13 protein-coding genes are annotated in these 15791 nt (G+C 72.8%); 6 read left to right on the top strand and 7 right to left on the bottom strand.

What is annotated here, in order from left to right; all coding sequences use genetic code 11:
- Positions 1-91 precede the first annotated feature (91 nt).
- Positions 92-502 carry a Zn-ribbon domain-containing OB-fold protein gene (locus tag AC3AGO_RS19890; protein WP_487821568.1) on the bottom strand — a complete coding sequence of 137 codons (411 nt, stop codon included), beginning with the start codon at positions 500-502 and terminating at the stop codon, positions 92-94.
- Positions 502-951, bottom strand: coding sequence for a DoxX family protein (locus AC3AGO_RS19885; RefSeq protein WP_487821567.1), 450 nt, complete (start codon positions 949-951; stop codon positions 502-504). The genes AC3AGO_RS19890 and AC3AGO_RS19885 overlap by 1 nt, the downstream gene beginning before the upstream one ends.
- A gap of 112 nt (positions 952-1063) precedes the next feature.
- On the opposite strand from AC3AGO_RS19885, the gene AC3AGO_RS19880 reads away from it, so the two are divergent.
- The 4 genes from AC3AGO_RS19880 to AC3AGO_RS19865 all read left to right on the top strand — a co-directional run bounded on the left by AC3AGO_RS19880 (position 1064) and on the right by AC3AGO_RS19865 (position 6921).
- Entirely contained in the window at positions 1064-2209 is a 1146-nt protein-coding gene (locus tag AC3AGO_RS19880; protein ID WP_487821566.1) for a flavin-containing monooxygenase, read from the top strand.
- A gap of 357 nt (positions 2210-2566) precedes the next feature.
- Positions 2567-4828 (top strand): acetate--CoA ligase family protein, encoded by a 2262-nt coding sequence (locus AC3AGO_RS19875; RefSeq protein ID WP_487821565.1) that lies wholly within the window; start codon positions 2567-2569, stop codon positions 4826-4828.
- Positions 4829-5336: 508 nt separating this feature from the next.
- Positions 5337-6158: an enoyl-CoA hydratase/isomerase family protein gene (locus AC3AGO_RS19870; RefSeq protein WP_487821564.1), complete on the top strand. Its 822-nt coding sequence runs from the start codon at positions 5337-5339 to the stop codon at positions 6156-6158.
- A gap of 64 nt (positions 6159-6222) precedes the next feature.
- Positions 6223-6921, top strand: coding sequence for a flavin reductase family protein (locus tag AC3AGO_RS19865; protein ID WP_487821563.1), 699 nt, complete (start codon positions 6223-6225; stop codon positions 6919-6921).
- Positions 6922-7055: 134 nt separating this feature from the next.
- Here the strand turns inward: AC3AGO_RS19865 and AC3AGO_RS19860 are convergent, their stop codons facing one another.
- Positions 7056-7853, bottom strand: a complete 798-nt coding sequence (locus tag AC3AGO_RS19860; protein ID WP_487821562.1) for an NAD(P)H-dependent oxidoreductase — start codon at positions 7851-7853, stop codon at positions 7056-7058.
- 71 nt (positions 7854-7924) lie between these two features.
- On the opposite strand from AC3AGO_RS19860, the gene AC3AGO_RS19855 reads away from it, so the two are divergent.
- Positions 7925-8977: a GlxA family transcriptional regulator gene (locus AC3AGO_RS19855; RefSeq protein ID WP_487821561.1), complete on the top strand. Its 1053-nt coding sequence runs from the start codon at positions 7925-7927 to the stop codon at positions 8975-8977.
- 100 nt (positions 8978-9077) lie between these two features.
- On the opposite strand, the gene AC3AGO_RS19850 is transcribed toward AC3AGO_RS19855, so the two are convergent.
- Positions 9078-10403 (bottom strand): MFS transporter, encoded by a 1326-nt coding sequence (locus AC3AGO_RS19850; protein ID WP_487821560.1) that lies wholly within the window; start codon positions 10401-10403, stop codon positions 9078-9080.
- A gap of 71 nt (positions 10404-10474) precedes the next feature.
- Here AC3AGO_RS19850 and AC3AGO_RS19845 point away from each other — a divergent pair, with 71 nt between their 5' ends.
- Positions 10475-11491 carry a GlxA family transcriptional regulator gene (locus tag AC3AGO_RS19845; RefSeq protein ID WP_487821559.1) on the top strand — a complete coding sequence of 339 codons (1017 nt, stop codon included), beginning with the start codon at positions 10475-10477 and terminating at the stop codon, positions 11489-11491.
- Between the two features lie 10 nt (positions 11492-11501).
- Here the strand turns inward: AC3AGO_RS19845 and AC3AGO_RS19840 are convergent, their stop codons facing one another.
- The 3 genes from AC3AGO_RS19840 to AC3AGO_RS19830 form a co-directional block, all read right to left on the bottom strand.
- Positions 11502-12578: a Zn-dependent alcohol dehydrogenase gene (locus AC3AGO_RS19840; RefSeq protein WP_487821558.1), complete on the bottom strand. Its 1077-nt coding sequence runs from the start codon at positions 12576-12578 to the stop codon at positions 11502-11504.
- A 93-nt stretch (positions 12579-12671) separates the two neighbouring features.
- Entirely contained in the window at positions 12672-14180 is a 1509-nt protein-coding gene (locus AC3AGO_RS19835) for an aldehyde dehydrogenase family protein (protein WP_487821557.1), read from the bottom strand.
- Positions 14177-15400, bottom strand: coding sequence for an acyl-CoA dehydrogenase family protein (locus AC3AGO_RS19830; protein ID WP_487821556.1), 1224 nt, complete (start codon positions 15398-15400; stop codon positions 14177-14179). Before AC3AGO_RS19830 ends, AC3AGO_RS19835 begins: the two co-directional genes overlap by 4 nt.
- Between the last annotated feature and the right edge of the window lie 391 nt (positions 15401-15791).

Below are 15791 nucleotides of genomic sequence, written 5' to 3'. Positions count from 1 at the left end.
GGTGCGGCTCGCGCTGTGGTTTGCGCAGTTCCCCGCGCCCCTTGTTCGCGCCGTTCCCCGTGCCCCTTGTGTGCGCCGTTCCCCGCGCCCCTTACCGGGGCTTGAACACCGGTACGGAGAAGCCGTTTTCCGTGCGGAACGTGACGTGCAGCGGCATGCCGATGCGGAGGGCGTCCTCGGGGCACTCGACGACCTCCGTCATCATCCGGGGGCCCTCCGCGAGGTCGGCCACCGCGGCCACGTACGGCACCCGGTCGCCGAACGGCGGGAGGTCGTTGCGGTGCACGACGGACCATGTGTAGAGGACCGCGCGCCCGCTCGCCTCCTCCCACACCACGTCCTCGCTCCAGCAGCGCGGGCAGAACTCCCGCGGATAGTGGTGCGCGACGCCGCACCGCGGGGCACGGCAGCGGCGGATCAGGAGCCGGCCCTCCGCGGCCGCGTCCCAGTACGTACGGGTGAAGGCGTCGGCGACCGGCGTGGCCGGTGACTGCGGCGCCATCAGAAGAGCCCCAACGCGCCGTCGAGCGACCAGGTCTGCCAGCTCATGCCGAAGAGGGCGACGAGGGAGATGAGCGCCATCATGGCGTTCTGCCCCTGCTCGGCCCAGTCGTGGATCATCAGCACGAGGTAGAGGAGATTGAGCAGCAGCCCGCCGACGAGGGCGACGGGCGTGAGGAATCCGGCGATCAGGCCGAGACCGAGGGCCAGTTCGGCGTAGACCACCACGTACGCCATGGTGCGCGGGCGCGGCTTGACGACCGTGTCGAAGCCGCTGCGCACCGCTGTCCAGCGGTGTTCGGCCGCGACGCTCGCCGCCCAGGCGATGCCCGAACCCCGTTCGAACCAGGCCGACTTGTCCTTGTGCCGCCAGCTCTCCAGCCACCACAGGCCGAGGCCGACGCGCAGCACCGCGAGCCATTCGGCACCGCTGAGCCAGAGCGTCTGCACGGTCGCACCCGCCTTCCGCATCGATCTCCGTACCGACGAAACCTGACGGTACGTCAGTTCTACGGAAAGGGAAGGGGGTTTGCAAAGGGCGCTCGCGAACTAAGCTCCTTTCATGCCGATCTCTGACGAGGGAACACCGGTCCATGTCATAGGCGCGGGGCCGGGCGGCCTGGCGGTCGCCGCGGCGCTCCGGCGGCGCGGGGTGGAGGCGATCGTGCTGGAGAGGTCGGACGCGGTCGGCGCGTCCTGGCGTTCGCACTACGACCGGCTGCGCCTGCACACCACGCGCCGCTGGTCGGCGCTGCCCGGCATGCCGATCCCGCGCCGGTACGGGCGCTGGGTCGGCCGCGACGATCTCGTGCGCTACCTGGAGGCGTACGCCGAGCACCATCGCATCGAGGTGGCCGCCGGGGTGGAGGTGCACCGCATCGAGCGGACGGGCGACTCGTGGACGCTGCACGCCAACGGCGGGCGGCGGATGACCGCTCCGGCGGTCGTGGTCGCGACGGGCCACAACCACACCCCGTACATCCCGGACTGGCCGGGCCGGGACGACTACGGCGGCGAGCTGCTGCACGCCGCGCACTACCGGAACGCCGAACCGTTCGCGGGGCAGGACGTTCTGGTCGTCGGCGCGGGCAACACGGGTGCGGAGATAGCCGTCGACCTGGCGGAGGGCGGCGCGGAGCGCGTACGGCTCGCGGTGCGGACGCCCCCGCACATCGTGCGCCGGTCGACGCTGGGCTGGCCGGCGCAGGCCAGCGGGGTGCTGTGCAGACGGCTGCCCCGGCGGGTGGTGGACGTCGGGGCGCGGAGGGTGGCGAGGCTGGCGGTGCCGGACCTGACGCGGTACGGGCTGCCGCGGCCGGACAGCGGGCTGTACACGCGGGTACAGGAGGGCGCGATCCCGGTGCAGGACGTGGGGCTGATCCGGGCCGTGCAGCAGGGTGCGGTCGAACCGGTCGCGGGGGTCGAGTCGTTCGAGGGCGGCGGCAAGGTGCGGCTGCTGGACGGGACGGTGATCGGGCCGGACTGCGTGGTGGCCGCGACCGGGTACCGGCGCGGACTCGAGGACATGGTGGGGCACTTGGAGGTACTGGACGGGCAGGGCCGGCCGCGGGCGCACGGGGCGCGCACGCTTCCGGGGGCGCCGGGGCTGCACTTCACCGGGTTCACCAACCCGATCAGCGGGATGCTGCGGGAGCTGGCGCGGGACGCGGACAAGGTCGCGCGTGCGATCGCCCGGGCCTCGGGCTGAGCCGCCCGGGCCCGCGGACCGAGGGGGCGGGGACCGAGGGGGCGGTGACCGAGGGGGCGGTGACCGAGGGGCAGGGACCGAGGGGCAGGGACCGAGGAAGCGGGAGCCTCCTTCGCGCCGGAGGGGCCGGGGCTTCACCTCGGAGGGGACGGGGACTTCACGTCGGAGGGGCCGAGGGCTTCACGCCGGAGGGGCCGGGGGCTTCACGCCGGAGGGGCCGGGGGCCGGGGCCGGGCCCAGGATTTGAGGGGGCCGGGGCGGTTTCCCCGGTGCCGCACTCTTCCTGACGGTCCGTCAGCTCGCTAATCTGACAGAGCGTCAGCAATTGTTGCCGGCACTCAGGAGTGGGCGAGCACGATGCTTGGATCGACACACGGCACCCTCACCACCACCCCCCGCTCGGCCCGCGTCGTGGCATGCGGGGAGCACACCGCGCAGGCCGTGCACAGCACAACGGGCACGACGGGCACGACGAGCGCCGACGGCACGTCCGGCGCGTACGGCGATCCCGATGTCAGCGGGCGGCCGCTGCACGCGGACGTCCCCGACCTGGACCGCTTCTTCCGGCCCGAATCGGTGGCCGTCGTCGGCGCCTCCGACACCGAGGGCCGCCCCAACACCGGCATCACCCGGCAGCTGATCGGCTGGGCGGAACGCGTCGGGGCGCGGCTGCATCCGGTGCATCCCACACGCGAGACCGTGTTCGGGCGGCCCTGCGCCCCGTCCGTCGCCGACCTTCCGGAACCGGTCGACCTGGCCGTCCTGCTGGTCGCCGACCCGATCCCCGTCATCGAGCAGCTGGACGGCACCAAGACGCGGTTCGCCGTGGCCTTCGCCTCCGGCTTCGCCGAGACCGGCGAGGACGGGGCCACCGCGCAGGCCGAACTCGCCGCGGCCGCCGAGCAGTCCGGCGTACGGCTGCTGGGGCCGAACACCAACCTCAACGCCTTCGAGACCTTCCGCGATGACCTCGACGGGCCGGCCATCGCGCTCATCACCCAGTCCGGCCACCAGGGCAGGCCGGTGTTCACGATGCAGGAGCTCGGCGTACGGCTGTCGCACTGGGCACCCACCGGGAACGAGGCGGACCTGGAGACCTCCGACTTCCTGTCCTACTTCGCGTCCCGCCCCGAAGTCGGCGCCATCGCCGCGTATGTGGAGGGCCTCAAGGACGGGCGCAGCTTCCTGCTCGCCGCCGACCGGGCAGCGCGCAACGGCGTACCCGTCGTCGCGGTGAAGGTCGGGCGCACCGAGACCGGGGCCCGTACGGCCGCCAGCCACACCGGGAAACTCACCGGCAGCGACGCCACCGTGGACGCGGCCATGAAACAGTTCGGCGTGCTGCGGGTCGACGGGCTCGACGAACTCCAGGACACCGCGGCCCTGTTGGCGCGGGCGCGGCCCCCGCAGGCCGAAGGTGTCGCCGTGTACTCGATTTCCGGCGGGACCGGCGCGCACTTCGCCGACCTCGCCTCGGCGGCAGGACTGCCACTGGCCGAACTGTCCGCCGCCAAACAGGACGAGCTGCACCAGTGGATACCCGGCTATCTGAACGTCGCCAACCCGATCGACAACGGCGGTCATCCTGTGGGCGACTGGCGCGGCCGCAGAATCATCGACGCGATCCTCGACGACCCTGACGTGGGCATCCTCATCTGCCCCATCACCGGCCCCTTCCCGCCCATGAGCGACAAGCTCGCACAGGACCTCGTCGACGCCGCCGAACAGACCGACAAACTCGTGTGCGTGGTGTGGGGTTCGCCGGTGGGCGACGAGGACGCGTACCGCAAGACGCTGCTCGGCTCGTCGCGGGTCGCGACTTTCCGCACGTTCGCCAACTGCATCACGGCCGTACGGTCCTACCTGGAACACCACCGCTTCACCCGCGACTACCGCTCCCCCTTCCCCGACGCGCCCCGCACCCCCTCGCCCTCCGCGCGCAAGGCGCAGGCACTGCTGCGCGAGGGCCGGCAGCTGAGCGAGCACGCCGCGAAACAGCTGCTGCGCGCGTACGGGATCCGGGTGCCGCGCGAACAGCTCGTCACCAGCGCGGCCGGCGCCGTACGGGCTGCCGCGCAGGTCGGCTACCCGGTGGTGATGAAGGCGTCTGCGCCGCAGCTGGCCCACAAGTCCGAACTCGGCCTCGTCAAGATCCGGTTGACCTCGGCGAGCCAGGTGCGGGACGCGTACCGCGAGCTGACCGAGATCGCGCACCTCGAAGGCGTCGAACTGGACGGCGTGCTCGTGTGCCAAATGGTCGAGCAGGGCGTCGAAATGGTCGTCGGCATCAGCCACGACGAACTGTTCGGCCCCACGGTGACGGTCGGCCTCGGCGGCGTCCTCGTCGAAGTACTGGGGGATGTCGCGGTGGGCATCCCGCCCTTCGGCGAGGACCAGGTACGGGCCATGCTCTCGCGACTGCGCGGCCGCGCGCTCCTCGACGGCGTACGGGGCATGCCGGCGGCGGACACGGACGCGCTCGTCGAGGTCGTCCTCCGGGTCCAGCGGATGGCCCTCGAACTCGGGCCGGGAGTCGCGGAGTTGGACATCAATCCGCTGGTTGTGCTGCCGCGGGGGCAGGGGGCGGTGGCGCTTGATGCGTTGGTCGTGTGTGGGTGAGGGGCGGGGCCCCGCGGGGGTTCGGGGCGCAGCCCCGTGTTGTTCATCCCGCCCCCTGCGGGGGCGGGGCCCAGCCCCGGTTCTTCCGCGTGCAGCGCGGTGGGGTGCAGGGGCGCAGCCCCGCCGGGGTACGGGGCGGAGCCCCGAGCCCGCGCGCAGCGCGGCTGGGGTCCGGGGCGGGAGCCCCGGAAGAAACGGGTAGGGGCGGGTCCGGGGCCAACCCCTAACCGGCGCGTGCGTTGGGTGCGGGGCCCTGCGGAGCGGGCCCGTGGCGGGGTGCGCATGCGTTGGGTGCGAGCGGGACAGGCCTCGCGGCTGGCGGTCCGGTGTGCCCACCCGTTCCGCCCCCTGGGCGGACCAGCTGCCCACACCGGGGCGGGACGCCTGCCCACACCGAGGTGTGTCCGCCCCGCGCGGCGGAGGCGCACATCTAACGCAGCCGCTCCGCGGGCTGGGCGTCGGGGCGGCTCTCGGCGCGAGCTCGATCGTCTACTGGTTGGAGGTTGTGGTGGGTTCATGTGCTGGTGAGGTCGAGGACGTCGTGCGGTGGCGGGTTGGTGGGGGTGTTGCGTGGGTGACGCTCGTGCGGCCGGAGGTCATGAACGCTCTGGCCTGGGAGCACCGGGAGCGGCTCATCGGGTTGCTGGAGGACGCTTCGGGCGACCCCGGCGTACGGGCTGTCGTGCTGACCGGTACGGGCCGCGCGTTCTGCGCGGGCGCGGACCTACGGGGCGGGGGCGGGGGCGGGGGCGGCACGCAAGAGCGCGTATCCGGTGACGTCGCGCGGACCATCCGGCGCGGCGCGCAGCGGCTCGTCGCCGCCGTGCTGGACTGCGAGAAGCCCGTACTCGCCGCCGTGAACGGCGCCGCCGCCGGCATCGGCGCGCATCTCGCGCTCGCGTGCGACCTGGTCGTCGCCGCCGAAGAGGCCAAGTTCACCGAGGTGTTCGCGCGGCGCGGGCTGGTGCCGGACGGGGGCGGCAGCTATCTGCTGCCCCGGCTCGTCGGGCCGCAGAAGGCCAAGGAGCTGCTGTTCTTCGGCGACTCGCTGCCCGCGGCGGACGCGGAACGGCTCGGGCTGGTCAACAAGGTCGTGCCCGGCGAGGAGTTGGAGAAGACGGCGCGGGAGTGGGCCGAGCGGCTGGCGGACGGGCCGACGCGCGCGCTGGCGCTGACGAAGCGGCTGGTGAACGACTCGCTGGACGGCGGCAGGGCGGCCGCCTTCGAGGCCGAGGCTCAGGCGCAGGAGGTCAACATGACGACGGAGGACGCGCAGGAGGGCGTCGCCGCGTTCGTCGAACGGCGCGATGCCCGCTTCCGCGGGCGATGAGGCCGCCGCCGTCTCTGTCGTCGCACGGGTTCCTATCTGACGGCCCATCAGATTCAATGGGTTCATGATGGGACACGCCGGGATGGCAGCGGCAGCGGTGCGGTATCTCCGGACTTCCGGCGCGGCGACGGGGGCCGGCGGGGACGGGGTGTCCGCGCCGTACGCGGTGGCCGGGCGGCCGCCGCTGCGTGCCGTACGGGACGACGAGCGCGCGCCGCTCGATCCGGCGGAATTCCGCCGCGTTCTGGGGTCGTTCGCCTCCGGCGTCACCGTGATCACGGCCCCGGCGGCACCGGCGGCCCCGGCGGCGGCAGAAACGGCCGACACGCACAGCGCGGCCGGGGCGGAGCCGCGGCCCGCCGGGTTCGCGTGTCAGTCGTTCGCCTCGCTGTCGCTGGATCCGCCGCTGGTGGCGTTCATGGTCGCGAGGACGTCGACCAGTTGGCCGCACATCGCGCGCGCCGGAGTGTTCTGCGTGAACGTCCTGGGCACCGGTCAGGGCGAACTGTGCCGCGCTTTCGCGGTGAGCGGCGCCGACAAGTTCGCCGGAGTGGCGCACAGTCCGGCTCCGGTCACGGGTTCGCCGCGGCTGGACGGTGTGCCGGCGTGGATCGACTGCACGATCCACGCCGTGCACACGGGCGGGGACCATCTGATCGTGGTCGGACGGGTGCTGGCTCTGGACGCCGCACAGAGCGCCGGGGCGGAGGACGGGCCGCTGCTTTTCCACCGCGGACAGTTCGGACGGTTCGCCGGGGCGTGAGAGGCGGCCAACCGGCCGTGCGGGACAGTCACTCGGTCACGAGAGCGGACAGACAGGCCGCACAGGACGGCCGTTCGGTCGCGCGAAACGGTCATCGGGTCGCGTGGGCCAGGCCGTTCGGGCCTGCCAGGCGGTCATCCGGTGCGGTGTACGCCCAGTCCCGTGCGCCCGGGCGCGAGTTCGTCGCGGAGGACGAGCCCTTCGTCGTAGTCACCGCCGTCCTCCCTGCGGTACGGGACGGGCGTTTCGGTGGGCAGGTCCCGCAGCCGGTCCCGCAGGTCCTGCGCGTACTCCTTGTAGCCCGCTTCGGTCATCCTGTCCGCGCCGTACACGACGAACGGCCGCAGGGCGGCCATACCGGTGTAGAAGAACGTGCCATGCTGTACGGGGAACAGCACCTCGTCCACGTGTCCGTGGACGCCGCGCGGTCCGAAGGAGCTCTGCCGGGCGCCGACGGACGTGACGATCAGGCCGCGTTTGCCGTGCAGTCCGCCGTCCCCGTAGCGCAGGGTGCGTCCCTGTTCGTCCTCCAGGCCGAACGCGAAGCCCTGGACGAGCACGCGGTCGAACCAGCCCTTCAGGATGGCCGGCGGCCCGAACCACCAGAGCGGGAAGTGCAGGACGATCGCGTCCGCCCAGCTGATCTTCCGCTGTTCGGCGCTGATGTCGGGGCTCATGCCGTCCCGCGCGTAGGCCTGTTCCTGTGCGTCGCCGACGTACAGCCTGTCGTCCTGCGTGCGTCCGTCCTGCGTGTGTCCGTCCTGCGATGCGGCGAAGTCGGCTCTGTCGACGACGGGGTTCCAGCCCATGCCGTACAGGTCGGAGACCTGGACCTCGTGGCCCAGTTCGGTCAGGGCGCGCAGTCCGTCGTCGAGCAGTGAGCCGTTCAGCGAGCGGCGTTCGGGATGGGCGAATACCCAGAGAATCCTCATGTCTCCGATGCTCCGGCGCGGGGACGCGCGCGACGAGTGGCCGGATGGACGAGAGGTGAAAGAATCTGGCCATGGCCGTCTTCTCCCCGCGCTCCCCCGCCGACCGCCCGCCCGCCGCCGGAGCCGCCGACGCCGCTCCCCCACACGCCCCGCACCGGGTGGCCGTGCTGGTGCGGCACGGCGTGCTGCCGATGGAACTGGGCCTGGTGCACCAGCTGTTCGGCTCGGCGGTCTCCGCCGACGAGCGGCAGCAGCGGCTGTACGAGGTGGTGACCTGCGCGCCCGTACCGGGCCTCGTCCGTACGGACGCCGACTTCCCCGTCCACGTGGCGCACGGCCCGGAGGCCCTCGCGGAGGCCGACACCGTCGTCGTACCGGGCTCCCACGAGGAGGGCGCGCCGGAGACGGAGGGCCGGCTCACGCCGGAGCTCGAGGCGGCGCTCGCGTACGTCCGCAGGCCGGGGACGCGGATCGCGTCCATCTGCACGGGCTCGTTCGTGCTGGCGGCAGCCGGGCTGCTGGACGGCATGCGGGCCACGACGCACTGGAAGTCGGCCTCGGCCTTCCGGACCCTCTTCCCCGCCGTCACGGTCGATCCGGACGTGCTCTACACCGACGGGGGCGACGTGCTGACCTCCGCCGGGGAGGCCGCCGGCATCGACCTGTGTCTGCACATCATCCGCGGCGACCACGGCGCGGCCGTCGCCAACGACGTGGCCCGTTCCACGGTCGTACCGCCGCACCGGGACGGCGGGCAGGCCCAGTTCATCCCGCGGCCCGTGCCGGATCCGGGGGTGCGGTCCGGTACGGGTGCGGCGCGGGCGTGGGCGCTGCGGCATCTGGAGCGGCCGTTGTCGCTGCGCGAGCTGGCGGAGTGCGAGGCGATGAGCGTACGGACGTTCAGCCGCCGCTTCCGTGAGGAGACGGGCTCCACGCCGGGCCAGTGGCTGGCGCAGCAACGCCTGGCGCGGGCCCGGCAGTTGCTGGAGGAGACGGATCTGACGGTCGACCGGGTGGCGGCGGAGGCGGGCTTCGGTACGGGCGCGTCGCTGCGGCAGCACATGCAGGCGGCGCTCGGGGTGTCCCCGAGCGCCTACCGCGGCACGTTCCGCGTCACAGCCTGACCCCGTCCTGCGTCACAGTCTGACCAGGCTCCGCAGCACAGTCCCGCGCTGCCGCAGCACAGTCCGACCAAGCTCCGCAGCACCGTCCAGCCCAGTCGCGTCACAGCTTGACGCTCTCCGGTGCCTTCTCGCTGTCCCCGCGCGCGGGTCGTTTGCGGATGACGAGTGCCATGAGCGCCGCTGTCGCGCAGAGCGCGCCGGAGGCGGTCCAGGCCACGTCGTACGTGCCGAAGGTGTCACGGGCGAGGCCGGCGAGGAACGACACGATGGCGGCGCCCAGTTGGTGGGAGGCGAGCACCCAGCCGAACACGATGGCGCCGTCCGCGCCGAAGTGTTCGCGGCACAGTGCGATGGTGGGCGGCACGGTGGCGACCCAGTCGAGGCCGTAGAAGATGATGAAGAACAGCATGGACGGCTGCACGCTGTTGTCGAACAGCAGCGGCAGGAACAGCAGCGAGACGCCGCGCAGCGCGTAATACACGGCGAGCAGCCTGCGGGCGTCGACCCTGTCGGTGAGCCAGCCGGACGCGACCGTGCCGATGAGGTCGAAGATGCCGATGACCGCGAGCAGCGAGGCGGCCGCCGTCATGGGCATCCCGTGGTCGTGCGCGGCCGGTACGAAGTGCACGCCGACCAGCCCGTTGGTGGTCGCGCCGCACACGGCGAACGTGCCGGCGAGCAGCCAGAAGGTCCGCGTACGGGCCGCGTACGCAAGGGTCTTGAGGGTGCGCACCGCGGCGCCGGGGCCGGGGCGCGGCGGGGTGACGTAGTCGGGTCCCGCGCCGTACGGCAGCAGTCCGGCGTCCTCCGGGCGGTCGCGCATCACGAAGAGGACGAGCGGGACGACGGCCAGCGCGCAGAACGCGACCGTCAGGGAGGCGGCACGCCAGCCGGGGCCCTCCACGAGCAGGGCGACCAGCGGCAGGAACACCAGCTGGCCCGCGGCGCCGCCCGCGGTGAGGATGCCGGAGACGAGGCCGCGGCGCTGGATGAACCAGCGGTTGGTGACGGTCGCGGCGAAGGCGAGGGCCATGGACCCGGTGCCGAGTCCGACGAGGAAGCCCCAGCACAGGATGAGCTGCCAGGTGGCGTCCATGAACACCGTGAGGCCGCTGCCCGCGGCGATCAGTATCAGGGCGCCCGACACGATGCGGCGGATGCCGTACCGGTCCATGAGGGCGGCGGCGAAGGGTGAAGTGAGCCCGTACAGCAGCACGTTCACGGAGACGGCGCCGGAGATGGTGCTGTGCGACCAGCCGAACTCCTTGTGCAGCGGGTCGATGAAGACGCTCGGGGTGGCGCGGAATCCGGCCGCGCCGACGAGCGCGATGAACGAGACCGCGGCCACCCACCAGGCACGGTGGACGCGCGGCGCCCTGGCGGGCGGCGGAGGAGAGGTGGCCGGGGGTCTGGTGGTCTCGGTCATGGCGTTCAGCCTGCTGCCCGCGGTCCCGCGGAACGAGTGGCCCGGAGGCCATCATGTGCGAGGATCGGGCCATGGCTGCGTACCGTCATCCAGGACGTCACCGTGTCGCCGTGCTCGTCCGGCACGGCATGCTGCCGATGGAACTGGGCATCGCGCACCGCCTGCTGGGCCGTGCGAAACAGGAGGACGGCACCCTGCTGTACGAGGTGCTGACCTGTACGCCGGAGGGCCCTGGAGCGGTCCGTACGGATGCCGATTTCACGGTCAACGTGTCGCACGGCCCGGAGGCGCTGGACGAGGCGGACACCGTCATCGTCCCGGCGTCGCACGAGGCCGACGACGTGTGGGAGAGCGGCACGCTGGACGGTCCGCTGGCGGACGCCCTCGCCCGCGTCCGGCCGGACGCGCGGATCGCCTCCATCTGCACGGGCGCGTACGTGCTGGCGGCGGCCGGACTGCTGGACGGCAAACGGGCCACGACGCACTGGGCGTCCTGTGAACGGTTCCAGAAGATGTTCCCCGCCGTGCAGTTCGAGCCGGACGTGCTCTACACCGAGGAGGGCCGCATCCTCACGTCGGCGGGTGTCGCCTCCGGGATCGACCTGTGTCTGCACATGGTGCGCTCCGACTTCGGCTCCGCCGTGGCCAATTCGGTCGCCCGGCGCACCGTCGTGCCGCCCCACCGGGAGGGCGGGCAGGCGCAGTTCGTGGAGCGGCCCGTGCCGGAGCCCGGCATCGCCTCCACGGGCGCGGCCCGCGCCTGGGCCCTGGAGCATCTGCACCGGCCGTTGACGCTGCGCGATCTGGCGGACCGGGAGTCGATGAGCGTACGGACGTTCACGCGGCGGTTCCGCGAGGAGTCCGGCGTGAGCCCGCAGCAGTGGCTGACACGTCAACGTGTCGAACGGGTACGGCACTTGCTGGAATGCAGCGACCTGTCGGTCGACAGGATCGCCGCCGAGACGGGCTTCGGCTCGGCGGCGTCGCTGCGGGTGCACTTCCAGTCGGCGCTGGGGGTGTCGCCGAGCGCGTACCGGCGCACCTTCCGTACGGGAGAGGGCTCCCGTACGGACACCGTCGCCGCGTGAAGTCCGCGGGTCAGAAGGTGAGCACTCCGCGTGCCAGCCGGCCGTGTTCCGCGTCGGCCGCCGCCTTCTCGAAGTCCTCGACCGGATAGACCTCGGTGACCAGTTCGTCGAGCAGCAGCCGGCCGCTCCGGTACAGCTCCGCGTACAGGGCGATGTCGCGCTGCGGGCGGGACGAACCGTAGCGGCAGCCCAGGATCGACTTGTCCAGGTACATGGACGACACGAGGAACGACGCCTCCGCGTCGGCGGGCGGTACGCCCAGCAGCACGGCCTGGCCGTGCCGGTCGAGCAGGTCGACCGCCTGCCGGACGAGCCGCGTACTGCCCACGCACTCGAAGGTGTGCGCCGCGCCGTCCGGCAGGATCTCCCGTACGGCGGCCTCGGTCTCCGCGACGCCGCCCGCGGCCGACGCGTCGACGAAGTGGGTGGCACCGAAGCGGCGGGCCTGTGCCTCCTTGGCCGGGTTGGAGTCGACGGCGACGATCACCGAGGCGCCGGCGATGCGTGCGCCCTGCAGCACGTTGAGGCCGATGCCGCCCGTCCCGATGACGACGACGGTGTCGCCCTGTTCCACCTTCGCCCTGTTGAGCACGGCCCCGACGCCCGTGAGGACGCCGCAGCCGATGAGCGCGGCGGAGGTGAAGGGGATGCTGTCCGGGATGGGCACCGCCTGCACGGCCTTGACGACGGTGCGTTCGGCGAAGGCCGAATTGGACGCGAAGTTGTAGAGCGGTTCCCCGCCGCGGCTGAAGGGACGTCCGGGCCGGCCGATCGCCATCCGGCACATGGTGGGACGGCCGCGGTCGCACTCCGCGCAGGTACCGCAGTTGGCGAGCGTGGACAGTGCGACATGGTCGCCGGGTGCCACATGGGCGACGCCCTCGCCGACGGCCTCCACCACGCCGGCGCCCTCGTGGCCGAGCACCACGGGGACGGGGAAGGGGATCGTCCCGTCGATGACCGACAGGTCGCTGTGGCACAGTCCCGCGGCCCGGATGCCGACCAGCACTTCGCCAGGTTCCGGGTCGCGCACCTCGATGCCGTCGGCCGGCCGGGCGTGCTTCCCGTCGAAGATGACACCGCGCATGAGACCGACTCCTTCTGTCCGGGCTGTGGTGGTGCGGTACGGGGCGAACGGGTGCGGGTCGCCGGGGTGTTGCGCGTCGTTCGGCGCGAGGGTTCAGGACGGCCAGACGAGCGACTGGAGTTCGCTGTACGCCTCCAGCCCGAACGACCCGCCGTCGCGGCCCACTCCGGACTCCTTGAAGCCGCCGAACGGTGTCTCGGGGTTCCGCTGCACCGTGTTGATGCCGATGTTGCCGCTGCGCAGCCGGCCCGCGAACGCCCAGGCGCGGCCCGCGTCCGGGCTGAACACGTAGTCGGACAGGCCGTACGGGGTGCCGTTGGCGATGCGTACGGCCTCGTCCTCGTCGTCGAAGGGGAGCACCACGACCACGGGGCCGAAGATCTCCTCCTGCGCGACGGTCATCTCCGGGGTGACACCGGTCAGCAGGGTGGGCGCGGCGTAGAACCCCGGCTTGAGGTCCGGGCGTTCGCCCCCGGCGGCGACGCGCGCGCCCTGGGCGCGGGCGCCCGCGACGTACGCCTCCACACGGTCCCGCTGCGCCGCGGAGATCAACGGGCCCACCACGGTGGCCGGATCGTCGGGATCCCCCACTGTCAGTGCCGCCGCGTACTGTGCGAGTGCGGTGACGACGTCGTCGTGCAGCGTGCGGTGCACCAGGACCCGGGTGGGCGCCGTGCAGATCTGGCCGCTGTGGAAGGCCCAGGTCGAAGCGACGGCCGCCACCGCGGACTTGACCGTGCGCTCGTCCGCGCCGTCCAGGATGACCGCCGCGCCCTTGCCGCCGAGCTCCATGAGGGTGCGCTTCATCCCGCGGCCCGCGGACGCGGCGATCTGTTTGCCCACGGAGGTGGAGCCGGTGAAGCTGATCATGTCGACGGCCGGGTGTGCGACGAGGGCCTCCCCCGCCGCCGCGCCGGATCCGGCGACCACGTTGTAGAGCCCGTCGGGCAGCCCCGCCTCGCGCAGCAGCGGGCCCAGCTCCAGGCAGCTCAGCGGGTCCTGCGGCGCGGGCTTGCAGACCACGGCGTTGCCCATGGCGAGCGCGGGCGCGGCCTTCCCCGCCAGATTCACGACGGGGAAGTTGTACGAGGTGATGCAGCCGACCACGCCCACCGGGCGGCGTACGGCGGCGGCGCCGATCAGACCGCCGGGCGCCAGCGCGCTCGCCCCCACGGGCTGCGGCGGCAGCGGTACGGTCGACGGCTCCAGCGCGCCCCGCGCGTACCGGCGGAACCGGTCGGCGGCCGTGGGCAGTTGCATGCCGGATGCGACCTTGCGGGTGGAGCCCGTCTCGGCCTGGAGCAGGGGTACGAGTTCCGGGCCGCGTTCGGTGAGGACGTCGGCGATCCGGTCGAGCACGGCGGCCCGTTCGCGTGGTTCCGCGGCGGCCCATTCGCGCTGTGCGTTCTCCGCGGCGCGGACGGCCGCGTCCACGTCCGCCGTCGCCGACTCGGGGGCGTGCCCGACCGTCTCCTCGGTTGCCGGGTTGACGACCGGATAGTGCCCGGCGGCAGGTTCGCGCCAGGCGCCGTCTATCCAGTTCCGGTACGTGCGGGGGCTGTTGGCCGGCGTGCCTGCGCCGGGGGTGGATCCGCTGGTCATGCCCGTGGCTCCTTGGGGAGGCCCAGCACGCGCTGGGCGATGATGGTGCGCTGGATCTCGTCCGAGCCGCCGTAGATCGTGTCGGCCCGCGAGAAGAGGAACCGGCGCTGTGCGGCGTCCAGTTCGTACGGGCACTCCGGCGTCCAGTCGTACGGGCCGAGGGCCGCTGTGGCGCCCCGTACGCGCATCGCAAGCTCTCCGAGCCGCTGATGCCAGCCCGCCCACAGCAGTTTGGCGACGCTCGGCGCGCCCGGGTCGCCCTGTCCGCGGCCTTCCGCGCCCTCCCGGCCGTCCGTCGAACCGCCCAGCGTGCGCAGGGCGTTCCAGCGCATGGTGCGCAGTTCGGCCCAGGCGCGCACGAGCTGCTCGCGGAGCACCGGGTCACGGTCGGCCGCGCCTGTGCGCAGGGCGGTGCGGACCGCCTCGTCCAGTTCGGCCGCGAAGCCGATCTGCTGCACGAGTGTGGACACTCCGCGTTCCAGGGCGAGCAGGCTCATGGCCACCTTCCAGCCCTCCCCCTCCGCGCCCACGCGGTGCTCGGCGCGTGCCTCCGCGCCGTCGAAGAACACCTCGTTGAACTCGGCCCGCCCGTCCATCTGCCGGATCGGCCGTACGTCGATCCGGCCCGGCTGGTCCATGGGCACCAGCAGAAAGGACAGGCCGCGGTGGCGGGCCGAGCCCTCTTCCGTACGGACGAGGGCGAAGCACCAGTCGGCGTCCCGCGCGAGGGACGTCCAGATCTTCTGGCCGGTGATCCGGTAGACGCCGCCGTCCCGGGAGCCCGAACGGGCCGCGGCCGTACGGAGGTTCGCCAGGTCCGAGCCGGCGCCGGGTTCGCTGTAGCCCTGGCACCAGAACTCCTCGCCGCGTGCGACGGGCGGCAGGAACCGGGCCCGCTGCTCCTCCGTGCCGTGTGCGAGGAGGGTCGGCGCGAACAGGTTCTCGCCGATGTGGCCCGCGCGGGGCGGGGCGCCGGAGCGGGCGTACTCCTCGGCCCAGACGACCTGTTGGGTGAGGGTGGCGGTGCGGTTGCCGTAGGTGCCGTGAGTGCGGGGCCAGCCCATGCCGATCCATCCCGCGGCGCCGAGTACGCGCTCCCACGCGTGGGGGTCGTGCGTATCCGGGGGGTGCGCCTGCGTCTGCGTCTGCGCCTGCGTCTGCAGCCAGGTGCGGGCCTCGCGCCGGAAGGCGTCGTCCTCCGGGCCGAAGTGGAAGTCCACGTCTCCTCCTCGTCAGGTGATCATCGGCGTGTGGAGGTGTGGGCGGCGGTCGCCCAGAGGGCGGGACGGGCGGGCACACCGGACCGCACCCGCGAGGCTTGTCCCCCACGCACGCAACGACCGCGCCGCGGTGAGGGGTTGAGCCCCGGACCCGCCCCTTCCCATTTCTTCCAGGGCTCCGCCCCGGACCCCAGCCGCGCTCCGCGCGGAAAGAAACGGGGCTCCGACCCGGGCCCCACCACGCTCCGCGCGGAAAGAAACGGGGCTCCGACCCGGGCCCCACCACGCTCCGCGCGGAAAGAAACGGGGCTCCGACCCGGGCCCCACCACGCTCCGCGCGGAAAGAAACGGGGCTCCGACCCGGGCCCCACCACGCTCCGCGCGGAAGAAG

Source organism: Streptomyces sp. BL1 (assembly GCF_057628045.1).
This window is presented reverse-complemented; position numbering and strand designations above follow the sequence as displayed.